The organism is Pradoshia sp. Z4_20 (assembly GCF_058216035.1).
Genome location: NZ_JBZAJD010000002.1, coordinates 804,327 through 824,078 on the forward strand (window position 1 = coordinate 804,327; position 19,752 = coordinate 824,078).

At 38.9% G+C, this 19,752-nt stretch carries 19 protein-coding genes and 1 pseudogene; 8 read left to right on the forward strand and 12 right to left on the reverse strand.

What is annotated here, in order from left to right:
* Positions 1–15 precede the first annotated feature (15 nt).
* The 7 genes from AC4BHP_RS09910 to AC4BHP_RS09940 form a co-directional block, all read right to left on the reverse strand.
* On the reverse strand, positions 16–549 hold the full coding sequence (locus AC4BHP_RS09910; RefSeq protein ID WP_140461144.1) for a DNA topology modulation protein: 534 nt from the start codon (positions 547–549) through the stop codon (positions 16–18).
* Between the two features lie 196 nt (positions 550–745).
* Positions 746–1,306: a DUF2238 domain-containing protein gene (locus tag AC4BHP_RS09915; RefSeq protein ID WP_066101624.1), complete on the reverse strand. Its 561-nt coding sequence runs from the start codon at positions 1,304–1,306 to the stop codon at positions 746–748.
* Between the two features lie 442 nt (positions 1,307–1,748).
* Positions 1,749–2,462, reverse strand: coding sequence for a copper homeostasis protein CutC (locus AC4BHP_RS09920; protein WP_490551964.1), 714 nt, complete (start codon positions 2,460–2,462; stop codon positions 1,749–1,751).
* 246 nt (positions 2,463–2,708) lie between these two features.
* A complete protein-coding gene (locus tag AC4BHP_RS09925; protein WP_490551966.1) occupies positions 2,709–3,557 on the reverse strand; it encodes a GNAT family N-acetyltransferase in 849 nt (282 codons plus the stop codon).
* A gap of 124 nt (positions 3,558–3,681) precedes the next feature.
* A complete protein-coding gene (locus tag AC4BHP_RS09930) occupies positions 3,682–4,038 on the reverse strand; it encodes a YisL family protein (protein WP_066101632.1) in 357 nt (118 codons plus the stop codon).
* Between the two features lie 80 nt (positions 4,039–4,118).
* Positions 4,119–5,003 (reverse strand): fumarylacetoacetate hydrolase family protein, encoded by an 885-nt coding sequence (locus tag AC4BHP_RS09935; protein WP_490551968.1) that lies wholly within the window; start codon positions 5,001–5,003, stop codon positions 4,119–4,121.
* Between the two features lie 122 nt (positions 5,004–5,125).
* Entirely contained in the window at positions 5,126–6,319 is a 1,194-nt protein-coding gene (locus AC4BHP_RS09940; protein ID WP_490551970.1) for a DUF418 domain-containing protein, read from the reverse strand.
* 185 nt (positions 6,320–6,504) lie between these two features.
* Between AC4BHP_RS09940 and AC4BHP_RS09945 the strand changes: the two genes are divergently transcribed.
* Genes AC4BHP_RS09945 through AC4BHP_RS09970 form a run of 6 tightly spaced genes read left to right on the forward strand, consistent with a single transcriptional unit; the run spans position 6,505 to position 8,385 of the window.
* Entirely contained in the window at positions 6,505–6,726 is a 222-nt protein-coding gene (locus tag AC4BHP_RS09945; protein ID WP_490551972.1) for a spore germination protein, read from the forward strand.
* A gap of 11 nt (positions 6,727–6,737) precedes the next feature.
* Positions 6,738–6,959, forward strand: coding sequence for a spore germination protein GerPB (locus AC4BHP_RS09950; protein ID WP_066101641.1), 222 nt, complete (start codon positions 6,738–6,740; stop codon positions 6,957–6,959).
* Between the two features lie 5 nt (positions 6,960–6,964).
* Positions 6,965–7,573 (forward strand): spore germination protein GerPC, encoded by a 609-nt coding sequence (gene gerPC, locus AC4BHP_RS09955; protein ID WP_490551975.1) that lies wholly within the window; start codon positions 6,965–6,967, stop codon positions 7,571–7,573.
* Positions 7,574–7,581: 8 nt separating this feature from the next.
* Positions 7,582–7,758 (forward strand): spore gernimation protein GerPD, encoded by a 177-nt coding sequence (locus AC4BHP_RS09960; protein WP_490552018.1) that lies wholly within the window; start codon positions 7,582–7,584, stop codon positions 7,756–7,758.
* Between the two features lie 13 nt (positions 7,759–7,771).
* The gene (locus tag AC4BHP_RS09965) at positions 7,772–8,167 is read left to right on the forward strand and encodes a spore germination protein GerPE (protein ID WP_148630866.1); all 396 of its coding nucleotides are present in this window, start codon (positions 7,772–7,774) and stop codon (positions 8,165–8,167) included.
* On the forward strand, positions 8,167–8,385 hold the full coding sequence (locus AC4BHP_RS09970; RefSeq protein WP_066101652.1) for a spore germination protein: 219 nt from the start codon (positions 8,167–8,169) through the stop codon (positions 8,383–8,385). The genes AC4BHP_RS09965 and AC4BHP_RS09970 overlap by 1 nt, the downstream gene beginning before the upstream one ends.
* A 4-nt stretch (positions 8,386–8,389) precedes the next feature.
* Here AC4BHP_RS09970 and hlpB read toward each other — a convergent pair whose 3' ends face one another.
* The gene (gene hlpB, locus AC4BHP_RS09975) at positions 8,390–8,692 is read right to left on the reverse strand and encodes an HNH nuclease-like protein HlpB (RefSeq protein WP_490551979.1); all 303 of its coding nucleotides are present in this window, start codon (positions 8,690–8,692) and stop codon (positions 8,390–8,392) included.
* A 243-nt stretch (positions 8,693–8,935) separates the two neighbouring features.
* Here hlpB and AC4BHP_RS09980 point away from each other — a divergent pair, with 243 nt between their 5' ends.
* Both AC4BHP_RS09980 and AC4BHP_RS09985 read left to right on the forward strand, forming a co-directional pair.
* The gene (locus AC4BHP_RS09980; protein WP_490551981.1) at positions 8,936–9,844 is read left to right on the forward strand and encodes a 3-hydroxyacyl-CoA dehydrogenase; all 909 of its coding nucleotides are present in this window, start codon (positions 8,936–8,938) and stop codon (positions 9,842–9,844) included.
* A 135-nt stretch (positions 9,845–9,979) separates the two neighbouring features.
* Positions 9,980–10,396 (forward strand): annotated as a pseudogene (locus tag AC4BHP_RS09985) (SMI1/KNR4 family protein).
* 119 nt (positions 10,397–10,515) lie between these two features.
* Here AC4BHP_RS09985 and addA read toward each other — a convergent pair.
* The 4 genes from addA to AC4BHP_RS10005 form a co-directional block, all read right to left on the reverse strand.
* Positions 10,516–14,256 carry a helicase-exonuclease AddAB subunit AddA gene (gene addA, locus AC4BHP_RS09990; RefSeq protein ID WP_490551983.1) on the reverse strand — a complete coding sequence of 1,247 codons (3,741 nt, stop codon included), beginning with the start codon at positions 14,254–14,256 and terminating at the stop codon, positions 10,516–10,518.
* Positions 14,249–17,728, reverse strand: a complete 3,480-nt coding sequence (gene addB, locus AC4BHP_RS09995) for a helicase-exonuclease AddAB subunit AddB (RefSeq protein ID WP_490551985.1) — start codon at positions 17,726–17,728, stop codon at positions 14,249–14,251. The genes addA and addB overlap by 8 nt, the downstream gene beginning before the upstream one ends.
* Before the next feature lie 372 nt (positions 17,729–18,100).
* Positions 18,101–18,514, reverse strand: coding sequence for a GNAT family N-acetyltransferase (locus AC4BHP_RS10000; RefSeq protein ID WP_490551987.1), 414 nt, complete (start codon positions 18,512–18,514; stop codon positions 18,101–18,103).
* Between the two features lie 32 nt (positions 18,515–18,546).
* Positions 18,547–19,617, reverse strand: coding sequence for a beta-carotene 15,15'-monooxygenase (locus tag AC4BHP_RS10005; protein WP_490552019.1), 1,071 nt, complete (start codon positions 19,615–19,617; stop codon positions 18,547–18,549).
* Between the last annotated feature and the right edge of the window lie 135 nt (positions 19,618–19,752).

A 19,752-nucleotide genomic window follows, 5' to 3' on the forward strand; every position in this document is an offset into this window, starting at 1 on the left:
TCTACTTTGAACAATTTAACCAATATCAATAAAAAAGTTTTCTATGCTGCGGAAAGAGAATAGACACCATCCCATCCATCCAACTTTTACATATAAGCTATTCATTATCATCTTAATTACTGCACTTACAGATACCGTTTTGGTTTTTTGCTTTTTTGGATATTCCCAGATCCATTTTAAAAACTCGAAAGAAAATCTCTCCTCACAGCCTTCTCCCATATCTGGTCTTGTTTTATTTTGATATTGGAACATTCTTTTAAATGCTCTGTAAATGCAGATTGTTCTCGGTATATCAAGAAAGATTATCGTATCGGCTGCATTTATCCTTATATCCATCGTGCTACTGTAATTACCATCAATAATCCAATATTCTTTTGTTACTAACTCATATTGAACCTGTATTTGTTCCTCTTTAGGAACGCCTACCCATTTAGGTTTCCAAAATAATGAATCAAGATGATAGACATTTATATTCAACTTTTCACCTAGTTGTCTTGCTAAAGTTGATTTCCCTGAACCTCCAGAACCAATAAGCATGATTTTTTTCATATGATTCCCCTGTCAAAATAAAAGGTTTTAATTCTAAAAACTAAAGACAATATCCTTCTTCTATTACCGAACCTCAATATTATAATTTCAACATAATTAGTGTTAATCCTTCTTAAATCAACGTATCTAATGAACTCAAGCGAGTATTCCAAAATAGTAAAAATGCCGGCCACAATCATGCGGCCGACTTCATTTATTATTTTCTGATGATAAGGTAAAAAACTGCGCTAATAATCCCACCAATCAATCCATCCATCATATCAAACATCGTATCCTTATGATCTCGCCCTTGAGCGGTAAAATGAAATAATTGATCGCCCGCAAACTCGAGCAGCTCCCATGCACCAGCTAGGCAAAGCGCAAAGATAACCATGATACTAGCCAGAAACGCTTTCGGCAATTTTTGTGTAAGCTTCTCACCAATTATTTGCCTAGTGAGTACCAATGCTGCATACCCAAGCCAAATACCTGAGGTAACATGGAGGAAATCATCAAAGTGCTTAATCGCGTACGCTCCGCCAAATGTACCAATACCTACTGAAATGAAAATAAATAAATACGTCATCATCATAAGCGGCCCGTCAAGCGGCTTTTTTGCTTTCCATTGCCACCCCCCTAATACTACTAAGCTTATACAAGTTAAAATACCCATGAATCCTTTCGTACCGTCACCTTCTATGAACATTATTATCGTTGCAGCCCCCATTAACAGTGTAACTATCCAAAAAGTGATTGTTTCGATTTTAATTCTATGCATCACTGTTTCTCCTCTCGCTGTCAAAAAATTATATTTAGTAATAAAATATGCTGAATGTATGGATGCGTTTTATATTCGTAATAAATAAAAAAAGCCGCACATTTGGCGGCAGCATCAAAGATCCATTTGAACAACTAGCTCAATTAACATTTCTCATTGTTTGGTAAGAAAATATATGAACACCGCTATGTTGCATGATATTCACACACTTCATTATCATAGAAAAATGCTTCTATCCTATTAAATTGATATGAAACTACCAAGTATTTATCCTGACTGAATAATAAAAAAGCGGCTTAGCCATTGCCTCTGACTGTTTCTAGCTACCTTCATTCACTAGGTTATAGAACCATAACGGACAATCCACATAATGACCATATAGTTTTAATAGTTTCTTTGAATATCCAAGATACCGGATAAACTAAAATTAATATTCTATGAATCATAGAGTAGTATTTCTTCGACATTTACTTTCAAATAACTCGAGCAAGTACTCTATTTTTTCGGTGTCGAACCCATTGGCAAAAGAACGGTCTTTTCGGACCCCTGACCCAAAATGGTATTCCTTTGCATTCAGGAATGAATGCAATTCCTGAATATGCTCCTTAACCAGGCCACCGCCGATTAATATCTCAGGACCCGACCATACATCTGTTAAAGTAATCAGCTGCTGTAGTGTTTCCCTGCCTTCATAGGCTCTTCTTTCACCGCCGGAAGTTAGAATTCGCCTTACATGCTGGGAGTACTGACAAAGTACTTTAAGTCCCTCTACATGAGATTTTAGTTCATCGAATGCCCTGTGGAACGTAATATCAAAATGCGGTACTTCCTTTATCACTTTCTCCAGTAGAGCCTGATCGATTTTCCCGTTCCTCAAGCAGCCAAATACAATCCCTTGTACACCCAAATCTGAAAAGGCTTGAAGCTCTTCTTTCATCGACATCCAATCGAACTCATCATATTCAAAAGAATAGCTATGCGGTCGCAGCATCACCTGAACAGGTATCTTCACATTTTCGATTACACGTTTTATTGTTCCATAACTTGGGGTTAGTCCGCCTTCCGACATGGCAGACACTAATTCCAAACGGTTAAATCCAAGCTGCTCTGCTTTAATGGCATCTTTTTCATTTTCCACTATACATTCCAAAATCATATTATCACCTGCTGCTAGTTCACAGTATTTAATCCACGGGATGATATCCCTATAGAGAAAATTATTATTTTATAAACTTCATTATAACAAAATGAACCGAGCGTTATTTTATAAAACAATCAAAATGTAACCATTGGTCTAAATAGTAAGATTGAATACTATAAGGGTTTTCACCTTACAAATATAGGTTTAACCCCTTCCCTCTGTAAGTATCTGTGAGTATCTGTAAGTTCAAAATCACAGTCACTAATTCCTTGGAATCACGACAGCATTGCACGCTTTTTCATAAAATTCCAGTGGTCCAGCCTGCCCGATGATTGCATATTCATAGCCTATTTCCTGCATCTCTCTTAAACAATGATGAAGGAGAATGAATCCTATTCCTTGGACTCGATTTGATAGAGTAGTACCCATCGGACCGAACAATCCCTTCCTTTTTCTTACTACATCAAAGCAAGCGAATCCAATAATTTGGTTATCGTCTAAAGCGATGAAAATAGGAATATTATCTTTTAAAAACCCATTTTCAATTGAGTCTAGCCACCTAGCTCCAAATTCACTTTCCACAAAGACTTTTAACGATGCGGCATCATTTGGCTCCGCTTTCCGATAATTTATATTACTTGTTAAAATACTTGGGAATTCATAATCCTTCAGAGGAACAGCCATATCTCTCGGGGAAGACATTATTCCAAGTATGCTGGAAACATCTAAGCCATCCAATATGGAATAGGTTGAAAAATCCTTACTTTTAAATATTGCATCAGAAAGATGTCCTTCATTTAAATAAATCTGGTTAAAGCGTTTCATTCGGTTACTTGCATGTATTAACACCTGATTAGTCGATAAAGAAATGTTCATTTTAAAGGGCTCATAACTGATTCCATGTTCGTAAGTATTCGAGTACACTTCTTTAATCCGCTTAACTAATAGCTCCCGAAGTTCTGGATTCTTAATAGATAGCTCAGCACAGACACCTGTCCTTTCAAGCAACATTCCTAATACTAAATGAACTGGATAAATGATATTAGTTGTCCTTTTGGCTTCTATTTCTGCATATTTAAAAATTCTCAAGGTACGTTCCGTAAATCTCAAGAACTTCATCTCCCTTCTGAATTTAAATTAATTCTAGAAGTAAAATGAAAAAACCTTTTATTATAATAAATTAGGAATTAGATTAAATAAAAAAAAGCCCAGTCTCTATCGACTGAGCCACTGCTTATCCGAATAATTGAATACCAATAGGTAATCTAAAGCCTAGCAATAACACTAAAACAAACGCAATCCAAAACTGGATGAAGAAAGATTTGTGATTCTTTCCTTTTGATCGCTTCACGTTTGTCATTTCCATTGCAGCGATTACCCAAACACCAATAATCGTCTTGGCGATGTATTCACCACTAATATTGGAAACATTCATTAACATCATGATACCTGTTGCAATAATTAATATGTATAGTACCCTATTAATCATCATCATTATTTTTAAATTTTTACCTGTCATTTTTAAAGATACTAAGAACACAACAATAGATAATACCCACATAAAAATATGTTCATAAGTAGACCCGCTCATAAAATCCCCCCACTTTCAGCAATATTCAACATAATAGTAGCATACTAGGTTGTATTCTACGAACATTATGTATTTACAATTTATTTAGAAATGATAGATTTTAAAGTCCCAATCGATTCTATAGTTATTTCAATCACATCCCCGTCTTTTAAATAACGCGGTGGTTTAAACCCTTTTCCTACTCCTGCCGGTGTACCGGTCGCAATAATGTCGCCAGGCTCCAGCGTAATTCCCTTCGAAATAGTAGCGATGATTTCGTCAATTGGAAACAAAAATAATGACGTTCTGGCATGCTGCCTTGTTTCCCCGTTTACTTTTGTTTTAATTTCCAGATCATACGGATGTGGCACATGATCTTTTGAAACAATCCATGGACCCATTGGACACGTACCATCCAGGCTTTTTCCCAGGAAATATTGCTGATGTTTTGATTGCAAATCTCTTGCTGTAATATCGTTTAGGATGGTATAACCAAAAATATGATTATAAGCTTTATCACGGGAAATAGAGGTTCCTTTTTTGCCGATTACAATAGCCAATTCCCCTTCATAGTCCAGTTCATTCGTTACTTCTGTATGAAGAGGCACAGCTTGTTTATGGGCATTGATTGCAGTTGGAGCTTTCGTAAATACAATCATATCCTCCGGCGCTACCCCGCCATCAAATTCAGTAGCATGTGCAGCGTAATTTTTACCTACACAAAAAATATTTTTGTGCGGACGCGGCAGAGGAGCCAGCCATGTTAAAGAGTCGATTGATTTACCTTCTGTTTTCTCTGCAGCTTGTACCCATTCCTGAAGCTTTGGCAGCCATGTCTCGGATTCTTCAATCAAAGCCTGTAAAGAAGTTGGCAATCCTTTCAGCGCCTCACTCGATTGTCTAATTACTTCTAGTGAATAAAATAAATCTTGATCAATCAGTCCTGCTGCTGCTTTTCCATTATCATTAACGGTTGAGAATTTCATTCTACATCCATTCCTTTCAGATTGGTTTAAAACCATTTATACAGCTGTTTCCTGCCACTAAAATGATAAATGACGTATCTCTATCCTTTTAAGCTATACTCTTATTAAACTGCGTTCCACCCTTATTGAAATGTATCATACTCCTTTTCCCGCTTGAATGACGGTGTGTCCCAGTAAGTAATGATTCTCCAGCCATATTCAATTGGTCCCATTTTAAAAGAACGTAACCAATATTTTGTAAATATCAATTGAAACAGGATAATCAATACAGCTAATAAAGTACCCATAAAAGCTCCCACTTCGCCATAAAGCCCTAGTCCATATGAATAAAAGATCAGCGTACACAGAATGGAGTGCATAAGGTAATTTGTAAGCGACATACGTCCCAGTCTGACAAAGGGAACAGCCATTTTTCTAACCTTTGGAGATTTATCATAAATAAGGGTAATCCCTGTTATAATGGCCAGTGTCAGGAAGGGCCCGCCAAAAATATCCTGCCAAAATTCAGTCGCATAATTTTGGGTCGATAGATACGGATATATTTTCAAAAGTAGTCCTATAGGCAATGAAACAAGGAATATGATCTGTAACTTTTTCTGATGATCCTTCAGATTCGTGAGCCATTCCAGTTTGGCAAATGCCATTCCTGCCAGAATACATGGAAAAACAGATAAAAATAAAAAAAACATATTTGCCGGTCCATTGACTGCAGCCCAATCATTCATTCTCAGTGAAAAAATCTCTGCAAACGTTCCATTTGAATAGATCTCAATAGCTTTATTTATTTTTGAAAAATCGGTATTTAACAAACCAGATGTTGGGGTCAATAATTCGAGCAGCAGAATAAGTAACCCAAATATTCCATAAGGAATGGTATATAACCAAACCGATAGATGAAGCAATGTTTTACCTTTTAATCGATAAACAAGCAGCAAAAGTAACCCACAGACGGCATACGTGATTAAAATATCACCGTGCCAAATTAAAAATGCATGAATCATGCCCAGCAAAAGCAAAAAGATCATCCGCCTTGTAAATAAAGCAGGAAACGATATTCCCTTTTGTTCTGCCCTGGTCATTAAAATAACCGTACCGAACCCAAACAAAAAGGCGAAAAGCGGATAAAAATTCCCCTGTGCCAAAATATCAATGAGTGCATATGTATAGAGATCTAGCTGGTTATCCCAATAATCTAATTCAAGATACAAAAAAGGCGAATGAAAATCGAGCATGTTGACCAATAAAATTCCTACAATTGAAATTCCACGCAGAAAATCAACCACATGTATCCTTTGTTTATCCGTTATGGATTGCAATATAACACTCCTCTCTCTAAAAATTCCTATAAAACCAGTTTAGCAGTTTCTGCTAAAATCCCCTATTATAATTATCTATTTTTTCTAAAGCTCAGGGGTTCCCTCACCTTTCAGCCCATCCCTCATATACTGTTAAAGAATTGTTAAGAAGGTAGATACAGGTATACCCAAGGAAGGTGTTAAATGTGCCAGGTATTGTAGGTATTGTCCAAATTCTCAGTGTAGGGAGCAGCGGTGTATTTAATGTGGGGGATATTTATAAAGTCACTCCCTACTCTAATGCTAAAACATTTTCCGGAGCGGGTTCTTTTAATACGGGTGACTGTGTAGCTGTAAATAATCCCTATAGTGCTACGAATACGTTTGATGCAGATGTTGTCGATCAACCAATTGCATTTACGTTATAGAGGTGAAAAAAATGAACATCTTTGTTAAGCAAACGATTATGATTAATACCATTAAAATTAACGCAATCGCCAATGCATCCGTCCTGCAAATCGGCAGTGCCGGTATCATCAAGTCCAAGTCACTCATGACCAATTCCGGTGGCTTTGAGGCACCTGCTCCGGAAGCGCACCATCCCCTTTTTGAGACTGAAGAAGATTCTCCGCAGGTTCAAGTCCAGAATAGGAAAGGATGAGTCATGTGCAGCAGGATTTAACCCAATTCCTACACTACTTACAAAATACGCTGGAATATCAACAGCAGGCTATCCGCAAACTGGAAGAAGACGTAAAGAGATTAAAAGAAGAATTAACAGAGACAAAACATCAGGCACCGATTCGAGTCGATCGGATAGAATATAAATTTGACCAACTGAAAGTGGAAAGATTGGAGGGTACTTTAAATATTGGGCTAACCCCATCAGATTTAGAAAAAATCGATGAGTTGGCCATCAATAATCACACTCCTCCCGGTCCATTTCTCTTTCCATCCAGGGATGAATTTGTCCATCAACTAACGAGCGAGGTTTTACTTGACCTAAATAATCAGAAGGATGAAATCTTTAAAAGAGCCGAAAATATCTGCGAACAAAAAGCGGATGAAACCATGCGCTCCTTTATCATGGAGGATCTAGCCCGGCAACTTCCTCAGCGTATTCATCATTATTTAGATCAAACGCCACCTCATAACCGGACTGAGCAAAAAATCCCGGCAATTCGGGAGCAAATATCAGAAGTACTCAAAACAGATATCGAAAATGCCATCATCAGATTTATAGAGGTTTATCCTGATTCAATGAAGGAGCAGTGAGCAATGTGATGAATTTCCATGTCGTAAACGAACAGATTAAGGTTGGCTGCATAAAGTTGATATCGGTATCAAGCGCCTCTGCCGTTAAAGTCGGCGATACAGAAACCATGCAGCTATTTGCCGCCTCTGACACGCCCTTAAACGCATTAGAATTTGGACCCTTGCAGCCTATTGTTAATCGTTAAAGAGGATCATGCCATGTGGGAAAGAACTTCGATAGTCGATCATATTCATGTATCCATTTTATCAAGAGGATCTACATTTGATATAGGAGAACTTCAATATAGTTACTCTGTTGACAATGTCCTTGCCTATCAGCGGGAACAGGAAATTTTTTACGGACAGGAAGGTAATTTCGGAGATTACAAAGTATTTTACACAGTGCCTGACTTTGAACCCATTGAAGAAATGGTCCACATCAATTTTGAGAATGTTAATCCATACCTTTTTGTTGATTGCATCCGAACACAGGCCATCTCTGCTTCCTCTTTATTACAGGTAGGAAACGGACGGTTTATCCGATCCGAAACTAGAGTCATGAATGTAAGACAGCTTCTTAATCGGCCCAAGAATGAAAGAAGGGAGGAAACTTAATGCCTGCTCTTGTCGGTTCCGTTCAAGTACTTAATGCAGGAAGCGGAATTATTCAATTTGGCGACTCTCTGGTTATCTCCCCAAAATATGCAACTAAAAGTGTGAATGGATCAGGTTCCGGAATTACCGGTGGAATTATTTTTGATACAAATGGACTTAGCGGAAACTCCGTTATTGGTATAAACGGGGTTGATCAACCTATCTCTGCGAATAATTAATCAATCATCTTTTTCCGGCCTTATAGCCGGATTTTTTTATTCGCGGCAATTTACCTGCAGGCTGCTTTATAATCCACTTTAAATATTTCTTTATTTCAGGATCATCCCTCAGTTTCTCAATCGTATTAAGTCTAACAGCCAGCTCCACATTTGGGTAAAGAGCATGAACCTGTTTATGGCAAGGAATGCATAGCTTCGAGGTATCATCGGGACCTCCACCATATTCGCGTGGAATTAAATGGTGAATCGTCCGCTCGACATCATTTCGCAGACAGAGTTCACATACACCGTTCCTTGCTTTACTCATATAATCCCCTCCTTTGTACCTTTCCCTTATATTAGTATCAAGGATTGTATTCATTTATATTTCCATTCTTAACGGATATCCATTCGTGTTTTACTCCTGCCTATATCGTTTTATTTCCTTTGGACAGGTCTAAAGTCTTACTATTTTTATTTTTAACAATATAGTAGTATATTTTTCTTGAAGGGTATGGATATTTACTGGTAAGAACTGAATATCCAATTTATAGATTGGGGGAAATTAATCATGAATTATAAAAATGTTACAGTTGCAGGCAGTGGGGTTTTAGGGAGCCAAATCGCTTTTCAAACAGCCTTTAAGGGCTTCAATGTCACCATTTATGATATTAACGAGAGCGCAATTGAACAAGCAAAGAATCGTATCACTGATTTAGAAGATACCTACGTTGCCTATTTTAAAAATGAACAGGAAGCAGCCCAGTCTGCTCAATCACGTATTCAATATGCAACAGATTTAAAAATCGCAGCAGCTAATGCCGATTTGGTTATTGAAGCTATTCCAGAGCTAAAAGAAATCAAAATTAACTTTTACACTGAGTTGAGTAAAGTTGCACCTGAACATACGGTGTTTGCGACAAATTCTTCTACTATGCTTCCTAGTGATTTTGCCGAATATACCGGACGTCCAGAGAAATTCCTGGCTCTGCACTTCGCAAACCGCGTTTGGATGAATAATACAGGAGAAGTCATGCCACATCCTCATACTGATAAACAAGTGGTTGAAGATGTACTGCAATTCGCAGCCGCAATTGGAATGGTTCCGCTCCATATTAGAAAAGAGCAACCTGGCTATATTCTAAACAGCTTACTCGTTCCATTACTGGATGCAGCCCAAAATCTATGGGGAAATGGTGTAGCAGATCCATATACTATCGATAAAACATGGATGATTGCTACAGGTGCACCTCTTGGACCATTTGCGATTATTGATGTAGTCGGTTTGGAAACAGTTTATAACATCGTCAGTACTAAAGCAGCAAAGCATCCAAATCCAGAGCAAAATCCATTCAAGGACATTGCAGATTTAGTCAAAACAGAATTTATTAACAAAGGCAAATTGGGTATGAAAACAGGGGAAGGATTCTATAAATATCCGAATCCAGCCTATAAGAAAAAAGACTTTCTACAGCCTTAAACCAGATCACTGATACTTCTAAGATAAATCCTATTGGCATAAATGCTAATAGGATTTCTTTAGGTCCACTGAAGAAGGATTTTAAAAATATATCAAGAATCTTTATATAAGATTAAAAGGGAGGTTATGTATTAAATGAATGATATTGTCGATTTGCTTGATACAAAAAAACCTGGAGTTACAGATTTAGATATAAAATTAGCAGAAGAACACTTAGATGAAATTTCCCCAAACAGTATAAAGATCTCTTTAAACTATCTAACCATGCACAGATTGATGAATGGACGATGAACGCTTTTCCCTATTAAAGATCCTAGAAATTTAAAAAGAACCTGGGATGATATTGTAAGACAAAATAAAGATATGCGAGAGGAAGAAATGGATGAAAATCTCATATCTATTGGCGAGGATGGTACAGGGGACAAATTATGCTATAAAATTGTGGATACAATCATAGATCATAAAATTTATATTTGGTATCACGAAACCGGCGAATTAAAAGAAGTAGCTTCTAACTTGAAAGAATTTATTATATCGGTCCAATACCAATAAATGATATAGCGGTCCTGTTGGCCATATATTTTCCCAAATTAGACAGTATCGAAAGAGAAAATATAAAAATAGACGACACAACTGCACGGTTTCCCGTCCAAATGTGCCGCCTTCAGCAGTTAAAGCTTCAATACATGTGTACCGTCAAAGAACATCAGATATCTTTCTGAAACTTCTCTTTTCAGGATTTGTTCAATCGCTCTTGTATATAGCTGAATCTGCTTTTCATATCTTTCTTTTAATACAGGCTCAGCTTCTTCAAATCCATTTTTAAATCGATCTGTTATCGCGTCTGTTTTATAGTCAAGCAGTACAATCCCATTCTCATCTTCAAATAGGCAATCCACTATTCCCTGAACAAGAATGTTCTCGTCGCCATCCTGCCAATCCTGATACGCTTCATGTGCAGGAAGTGCCATTGTAAATGGAATTTCCTTGCGTATTTTTTTGGCATGCTGCAAGCGTTGACCCAATTCACTTTCAAAAAAGCTCAAAATCTGGTCAGTTCTTATCTCACTGACTTGTTCCTTCGTAGCGTATTCCTTCATCACCAAATACTCCAGTAACGTCTGAACAGACTCTTCCGTGACTGGCTTTGTAAAGTCCAAATGCTGCATCACTAAATGCATCATCGTTCCCTTTTCTGCAGGTGACATTGTTTTTTGCTGCATAAAAGCCGGTCTCTTTAAATTCATCCGTTTAAAGGTCGCCCGAACCAAATCAGTTGCACTGTATTCATCCTTTGATTCATTTAATCGTTTCAATTCGGACACAGACTGCTTAGAACGCCCAGTTGTCGAGCTTTTAAATCGATAATCCCATTCCATTTGGTCCCTGACCTGTTCTTTAAACTCAGACTCTACCTCAATTGGTTCCATTTGTTCAATTGATTTAAATAATCGTTTACTTTCCAGGTTTTCTTCCTCTTTAACTGATTGCAACGTATTAGATTTCCGGACATGTACCTGCCATTCTGACGGATGACTAGCAATCTCAGCAAGTGAATCACTGGCGATTGCCCCTTCTTTAAAGATACGATGCCGCACTAGAGACGGACCAATCCAATCCATATAGGACGTGGCATTTGCTCTCGTATAATCAGGTAGAAGCCAGCCTTCTTTATTCTCATAGGCAGACCACTTCTTAAACGATTTTTCAGCATCTGAGAGTGTTCCGATTAAGTACAGCTTCTCTTTTGCACGGGTTAACGCTACATACAGGACGCGCATCTCTTCCGCAATATTTTCAAGGAGCTGCTTCTTTTTAAAGGCAATCTGCGGTAAGGATGGATAGGTTATCCTTAACTCCGGATTCACATATCGAAATGCAAGACCCAGATCCTTATCCACTAAATAGGAACGCTTTAGATCCATCTGATTAAACTTCTTAGACAAACCGCCCAAAATCACGACAGGGAATTCCAGTCCCTTACTCTTATGAATGGTCATAATCCGGACAACATCTTCCTGTTCACCCAGGGCACGTGCCGCACCCAAATCACTGCCCCTTTCTCTCATCCGATCGATAAAACGGAGAAAGCGGAATATTCCTCTGAATGAACTTTCCTCATATTGTCTGGCACGGTTATATAGTGCCAATAAATTGGCCTGCCTTTGTTTGCCGCCAGGCATACCGCCAACAAAATCATAATAGCCCGTATCCCGGTACAGCTGCCAAATTAAACTGGATAGTGCTCCCTCACGCGCCTGGTTTCTCCATTCGTGAAGATAACCAAAGAATCGCTTCACTTTTAAATAGACAGTTCCGTATTTTTCAAATGAACCGTACTGGCAATAGGCCTTTAACGCATCATAGAATTGCCCCTTTGGCAAGGTAATCCGGATATCTGACAAGTTTTCTTCATCCAGCCCCACTATAGGAGAACGCAGCACAGATGCAAGCGGAATATCTTGATATGGATTATCAATAATTTGCAGGAGAGAGATCATAATAGCTACTTCTGTCGCCTCAAAGTATCCTGTTGAGAGATCGGCATAAACCGGGATACCCTGCGCTCTGAATTCATCCATAATTTGAGGAGCCCATGGCATGGAACGCAGCAAGATGACAATATCCCGATAGGTAATGTTTCGGTATGTTTTCGTTTTGGCATCATACACTTTGCGGCGTTCATTAATCATTTGTTTAATTAATTCAGCCATTTGCCTAGCTTCTAACAGTACCGTTTCAAGGTCTTCGTCTGCTTCGTCATCATCCTCAGAACCGTAACCAGCTCCTTCTGCCGATTTATCAATCAAATAAAGTTCCACTGGGTACTCTTCATCCTCAGGATAGGCTGCTCCTCTTTTCAATTCAGCGGGTTCATCATATTCTATTTCACCAACCGTTTTACCCATCAATTGTTTAAATAAAAAGTTCGTACCTGCCAATACTTCACTTCGGCTGCGGAAATTTTTATTCAAATCAATCTTCATTCCGGTATCTGTCGGCTCTGTTAAAAATCTGCTGTATTTCCCCATGAAAAGATTAGGCTCAGCCAGGCGGAATCGATAGATAGATTGCTTAACATCCCCAACCATAAACATATTGCCGGTTGACTCACCGTCCTGTGTAACAAGCTGAAGGATTGTTTCCTGCACCATATTAGTATCCTGATATTCATCGACAAGTACCTCTTTGAATTTATCACGGTACTCCAACGCAACATCTGTTGGCTTTAATGCTCCATCCTCATAAGTCCCCAGAATTTCTAACGCCATATGCTCCAAGTCGGAAAAATCAACAATCCCGCGTTCAAGCTTTTCTGCCAGGAATCGTTTTTGGAACGCTGTGACCAACCCGGCAAGTGTTACTACATACGGCTTCATATCTGATATATCTTTTAAAAAGCTATCTGCTTTCCGGAAGAATAAATCGCTCGAAATTCCATTCAGCAATTTCTTAACATCATCTCTCATTTTCTTGGCTTGCTTTGCCAAGTCCTCATCACAGGTTCCCTTGCGAATCGTTTTTGCTTTTGCAAAGCTAACCGCTGAAAATGCATCTGCCATCGACTGCCAATCTGCTTCAAGCGACTCGGATAACTTGTTAATAAGCTCTTCGTCTAATTTAAATGTTTCGCCCAGGGCTGCTGGACCATCAGGCAGCAAGGTTAATTGATAGCCTTCATGGATCATTTCTTTAGCTGCAGCGAGGCGCATCATGATATCAAATTTCAAGACTGGATAAAATGGCAGATCCTCAATCCTGGTATGTTCCCCTATCTCATACATATCCGCAAGGCTTTCCAGCCATTCTTTAGGATTGGGATTTGATCTTGAAAAATCATCAAGCACTCGGATAATTTCGAGAATCGTACGATCACTGCGGTCATCCGTAAATGCATCGATAAGCCTGAAAAACGGCTCATTATCAGATATTCCATACTGTGTTTCCAATACTTCTTCAAGAATTTCATCTTTAATTAATTCGATTTCCGTTGAGTCCCCAATTCGAAAACCGGGATCAATGTCCAGCAAATAATAATGACTCCGGACTACATCCAAGCAGAAGGAATGAAGGGTTGAGATATTCGCCTTATTCAGCAAACTGAGCTGCTTACGTAAATGTCTGGAGTCCGGATTCTTTTTAATTTCCTTCTCCAGCGCCTCCGCAATACGGTGGCGCATTTCAGCAGCTGAAGCATTGGTAAAGGTGGCTATCAATAAACGATCCACATCAAGAGGGTTATCCTCTGAAATAATCTTCCTGATAATCCTCTCAACCAGTACAGCTGTTTTACCACTTCCGGCCGCAGCCGCTACTAGAATATCATTTCCATCCGCAGTGATAGCTTTCCATTGGTCATCTGTCCATAAGGCATCTGCCGGTTTTACGGGAATTTGTTTACGGTTATTCATCATCTTCTTCCTCCTCCCGTATAGCCTCAAAGATTTCTTCTTTTTTAGCCGGTTTAAATACTCTGTACTCGTTGCTCTCAAGAGAAGGATCAAACTGGCAAACTGTTTTATAATTACAGAAGGTACATGGTAATTTATTTTGCAAACGATAAGGTTTGATATCAGCTACACCGCTCGTAATTGCATTACCCGTATCGGCATACATTCTCTTCACATGCCGGCTTAAAAGAGAGAACTCTCCTTCACTTGCGATTCGTGAAGCCGCCGTAAAATGCCCATCCTTCTTAAATCCAGCAGGTACAATCAGGGATTCCCCATTTTCCAAATCACTGTCCATCATTTTAACAACCTGGTCATCCCCTAAAAGCAATCCCTTCATCTTAAAGCTTTTAAAGACTTCACGTTCAATCTGGTCTAACGTATAAACTCCATTGTTTTTAATTAATGGATTGTGAACATGGAAATACAGGACACCTGCAGGCTTAGCCTGTTCCCCAACCAACAGTGGTGAGTGTGTGACCACGATATCGAGGTAAGTCAGCATTTGCAAGGCGATTCCATAATAGATTTCCGTGAAGTTTAAATCCTTCGAGCTCGATTTATAATCAATGATTCTCAAATAGGTTCCATCATCTGTCTTCGCCTGATCAATCCGATCAATTCGCCCAGCCAGTTCCATCTTTGTTCCATTTTTAAGCTCAAAGGTCAGAGGCGGCAAAGAACCTCTCCGGCCAAATCCAAGCTCTAGCCCAATCGGTGAAAATTGGCTGTTTTTCGCTTGTCCGCTTAAAGTGATTGAGGCTCTCGCCACAATTTGTTCCAGTTTCCTTTTTAAATAATGGAATCGATTGGAAGATAATAAGATTTCATTCTGCAGTTTCGGTGCCATTACCTCTACAGCCGTTCTGGCTAATTGGATACATTGCTCCCGTGATAAAGCTCCCCAGCTTGTCCCACGTTCGATAATTTGTTCCGTCATCCATTGCAGAGCACCATGGAACATTTCTCCGATATCAGGAGCTTCTAAACGGTAGATATCCCGTTCCCTAAGCTTTAAGCCGTGTGAGGAAAAATGCGCAAATGGGCAGCTATTGAATAGCTCCATTCTTGACACACTTCCCTGGATTGTATCTCCATACAATTCAACCGCTTTTTGGTCAGGGATTTTCTTCGCTTTATTTTGATACGAAAGCGCTGAAAGAACAAAGGCCGCCTGATCCTTCATCGGACCGTCTTTAACATATTCGTTATATACATCCCACCAAACAGGCGATACCGGATAATTCCTTTTTTTCTGTTGAAGCTGGCTTGCCAGGAATGACAGCGTTGCTCTCGTCTGAACCACATACTCCAGTTGCAGCTCATCACTCATTTCAGCCGGATCATGCACAAAGAAAGTTTCTTTCACCGAACCAAATAAATCCTTCACTCGTTTCATATAAGAGGAAGCCAATAATTGCTTTCCTTCGTCATCAGCCAGTGGATAAGAAAAATATACACAGTCGGATGCAAGCAGGAATGCCTTGTATGCAGCAAACTCTTCATCTAATAATTTGGTACTTGATGTCGGTGCCATCTTTATTCCGGTAGACTTCAGTGTTTCTCGATCCGTATCTGAAAGGATTCCCCCTTCACTTACTTTTGAAGGAATCACCCCTTCATTTAGGCCTGCTATGAAAGCAATCTTTACATTTTGAGGACGTGATAAATCCATATTGGTCACGACTACTTGGTCAAGGGAAGGTGGAATTAAGGAGAAGTTCAGTGTTTCAATCCCGCTTTCTAGGATTGCACCAAAATTCTTTAACGTAACCGGCCTGTCCCCAACAATTTCTACAAATTGATCCAACAAATCCATGACACCATTCCATGCCTGGTCGTGCTCGGTTGCATGGATGAGTCGGCCTTCCTGCTCATCGCTTCGAGCCATTTTCTCAAGCTTTTCCGGTATGTTAAGCTCATCTAAATACATATATAAAGCCTGAGCATAATCCGTTCCGGATGTTGCTTTTTTAAAACGATTTGCAAGTCGACGGATGGGCTCTGCCACTTGTTCCTTCGTTTCATTCAGCAACGCTTCCATTTTCAATTCTTCATCTGTCTGGATACTGGCCACCAGTTCAAGACCGCGATTTCTTTTATACTTCCAGCTCTGCTTCTTACTCCAGCGGTCACCATAATAGCCTCTGGATAATACGTAATTTTCTAGCAGGGCAGCACTCTCACGCTCTTTTGGTATATAGGCATTCTTATCAAACAAAAGGTCTGTTTTTATAGCACGGAACATCGGTTCATAACGCCAATTATTCGTTAAGGCTTCAAGCGTAGAGCGAATAAGCTCGATCAAAGGGTGATTAAGCATAGGTCTCTTTTGATCAATAAAGACAGGAATACCGTAGTCCATAAAGACGGTTTCCACCACTTCAGCATATTCCTGGCTATTTCTCATTAACACAAAGATATCTCTGTATCGATATCCTTCCCTAACACTCTTTAGAATCTTACGCGCGATTCCTTCCACCTCAGCCCTTCTGTTACCAGCTGGGCAAAATTCAAAATTCGGCTCCTGATCATAAACTGGTGCCGGTCTGTTGGCAAACCATTTATCCAAATGCTGCATGGATTCATTTTGAATAAATCGATGCGGTTCCTTAAATAAACGATCCTCCTCCACCTTTACTCCGTTTTGGAGCGCAATCTGGTATAGATCAAAATAAGTTTCCCCTGTCATCCTGAATAAATGAAGTGGATCAGGCGCCCATTCTTTAAAGGGCTGATCTAATGTCAACGAAACCGTCACATTCCTACAGTGTTGCATTAGAGCTGCCATAATGCCGTATTCCTGGGCTGTAAAGCTGTAAAATCCATCTATATAAATTTCAGCATCGCGAAGGTAAGCTGATTCAGGCATCTTTTCTACTAATAAAGTAAAGTAATCCTCTGAATCCACGTACTGACCCTCTAATTCACGCTCAAATCCATTGTATAAAAGGGATAGATCATCAAGCTTTGATCGTAAAATCGGTGATACCTTTCCATCTGATTGGTTTAGCATTTCCTCAGGAGTCAGGCAATATCGCTTACATTCCTTCAGTAAATCACTCAGCTGGGTAATAAAGCCCTGCTTATCACTGGAACGTTGAAAGGTCTTTAACTCGTCCTTATTTTCCTCCATGATTTTGCGAATCACCATGTTGACACCGACATTATTTAAATGCCGTCTGCCCATACCGCCTGTTTCCTGCAAAACCTTCCATGCCAGACGGCTGAAGCTAAACACTTGAGCACGTATCATCCCGCCCAGATTAGGCGTATTAATTAATTCCAGCTCAGCCTGAAAAGTCATCTGATCTGGAACAATATATATAATCGAAGAACCTTCCGGATCACTCTCCAGCTTGGTCCTAATGTCATTTAAAATAGTCTCTGTCTTACCTGTACCTGTTTTTCCAATATAAAATTGCAAAGACATTAAATGTGCCTCCCCCCTTTATATCTATCTCTCTATTTTATCATAATTAATGGCGTTTTCTCCTCAATTGACTCTATATCCCAGCATTGTAAAAAATGGTTTATTTCAATGGTGAATAGAAGATTCGTTTTTGTTATATCACAGGAAACGAGAGAAAGAGGAGAAGTCAAAATAGGCACTAATATGAAAATGACAATCGGCAAGTGGAAAACTTTCACTGCAAAAATAAAACAATGACCATCTGGATTGTGATCATTGTTTTGGTTAGTTTCCTTATTAAATTCTATGCTCTCACTTTATATTTTTCAGGCATTTTATTAGGCGCTATTCTTACTTTAAACTCTTCAAAAAAATGAAAACAGATAACTAAAATTATTCACCAAATGTTTTTCTAAATCCATAAAAAGGTCTGTAACCGATTTGGTTATAAAAGGAGTGAGATTTACTGCTTGCCAGCATCTCTATTCTCGTAGAGGGATACAATCCATGTACAAACTTTAGCAGATACTGACCAATCCCTAGCCCCCGGTATCTTTTTTCGATTAAAAGTTCGCAAATATAGAGAGTGACATGTTTATCAGTAATGCCCCTTATATATCCGATAATTTCCTCTTTTGAGAGTACTACAAATGCAATATTAGAATTGTTCCAGGCTTGCTTTGTTTTATCTTTCTCCGTAACTAAGTTTGTCCATTGTTCTTCCGCATTCAGCTTATTTATAGAAATAAAGTCCTGCTCACTATATTTGCGGATTTCTATGGGCTGCCCATGCTCTATGTAAATCATGATATCCCCCAATGCCTTTTTTATCGTTACTCCTAATGATTAGTTTCCCTATCTAATGTGACCTTTTCTTTCAAAATCACCTTGAATCTTTCTGGTTCATCCACTCGAATCGCAACTTGTTCATATTCTTTCTTTATGCCCATTATGAGAGTGGCTTGAACGGGGTGTTTTAATTTTAAAATAACATTTGGATAAACTTCTTCTAAATCTCGGTAAATGAATTCAATCGTCTTTTCAGTAACCTTTTGCTTAAGTTGTTCTTGTTCATCAATTAGGGATTCAATATCTGTCCACTTTATTTCCATACGTTTCATTAACCCAAGAGAAATATACATACGGTCCTCCGTAATCTTTAAGGGATTCAAACGGACAGCCTGAATATCTGCCACAAATAGAATGACCGAGTAAATATTAAGAAGGAGTAAGATCATGGACAATAGAAAGTATTTTCCATGCAGCCACCAATGAATTGCTGCTGTCTCAAAAACAATCGCGTGAATCAACATCACTTGGAAAGCAATATAGCTTGATTTTTGATGCAGGGTGTATTGATTTTCGCTCAGCTTCACCTTTTTGTTCCAGCTGGCAAAAGCATAATAAAACATCAGTATTTCTGAACAAATCATTTGAACAATAACAGGCGTTTTTTTCATTTTTTGCTCAACAGCATTCGGGAATGAAAAAACAACCGGGAGTGGACTATTTTTAACAGAACGGGTAATGTACGGCATATATTTGAAGAATGTGACGATGAGCAGCAATTCAAAACATACTAATAAACCTTCAATCAGAAAGCCAGCCCAAGTGATTGATTCAAATGGCGCCAAATATTCCATTGGAATTAGGAAGCGGACTAAAATGAGACCACTGGCCGCCAATAAAATCATATTTTTCCATCCCCAGCTTCTCTTCCACGCCATAAATAAAACCGGCAAAACCAATGACAAATCAATTATGGAGCCTACCACTGCACCATTTGGATTGTATTGTAAAATTTCAACTCCAAACGCTGTACGATATAAACAAACATTAGAGATTAGAACAAGAAGAAACAGCATAATCAATAAAAACTCTCGATATAAGAATCTTTTCACAATCACCATTTTCACACCTTTCTCCGAAACAATTCGACTTTTTTCTGTCTATATGTGTTAAAAAATAAGGCTGTTTTCGTATAGATTGTTGCTTTCTTGCCCATACTTTTAAAGGTTATAATGGGGTTTAGGGAGGCGTTCGGA

Coding starts and splice junctions, on each gene's coding strand:
- AC4BHP_RS09930 (WP_066101632.1), bottom strand. CDS start 4,038: ATGAGCGGGTCTACTTATGAACATATTTTTATGTGGGTATTATCTATT.
- AC4BHP_RS10005 (WP_490552019.1), bottom strand. CDS start 19,617: ATGGTGATTGTGAAAAGATTCTTATATCGAGAGTTTTTATTGATTATG.
- AC4BHP_RS09980 (WP_490551981.1), top strand. CDS start 8,936: ATGAATTATAAAAATGTTACAGTTGCAGGCAGTGGGGTTTTAGGGAGC.
- hlpB (WP_490551979.1), bottom strand. CDS start 8,692: ATGAGTAAAGCAAGGAACGGTGTATGTGAACTCTGTCTGCGAAATGAT.
- AC4BHP_RS09950 (WP_066101641.1), top strand. CDS start 6,738: ATGAACATCTTTGTTAAGCAAACGATTATGATTAATACCATTAAAATT.
- addA (WP_490551983.1), bottom strand. CDS start 14,256: ATGAATAACCGTAAACAAATTCCCGTAAAACCGGCAGATGCCTTATGG.
- AC4BHP_RS09915 (WP_066101624.1), bottom strand. CDS start 1,306: ATGCATAGAATTAAAATCGAAACAATCACTTTTTGGATAGTTACACTG.
- AC4BHP_RS09920 (WP_490551964.1), bottom strand. CDS start 2,462: ATGATTTTGGAATGTATAGTGGAAAATGAAAAAGATGCCATTAAAGCA.
- AC4BHP_RS10000 (WP_490551987.1), bottom strand. CDS start 18,514: ATGATTTACATAGAGCATGGGCAGCCCATAGAAATCCGCAAATATAGT.
- AC4BHP_RS09935 (WP_490551968.1), bottom strand. CDS start 5,003: ATGAAATTCTCAACCGTTAATGATAATGGAAAAGCAGCAGCAGGACTG.
- AC4BHP_RS09965 (WP_148630866.1), top strand. CDS start 7,772: ATGTGGGAAAGAACTTCGATAGTCGATCATATTCATGTATCCATTTTA.
- AC4BHP_RS09910 (WP_140461144.1), bottom strand. CDS start 549: ATGAAAAAAATCATGCTTATTGGTTCTGGAGGTTCAGGGAAATCAACT.
- addB (WP_490551985.1), bottom strand. CDS start 17,728: ATGTCTTTGCAATTTTATATTGGAAAAACAGGTACAGGTAAGACAGAG.
- AC4BHP_RS09970 (WP_066101652.1), top strand. CDS start 8,167: ATGCCTGCTCTTGTCGGTTCCGTTCAAGTACTTAATGCAGGAAGCGGA.
- AC4BHP_RS09960 (WP_490552018.1), top strand. CDS start 7,582: ATGAATTTCCATGTCGTAAACGAACAGATTAAGGTTGGCTGCATAAAG.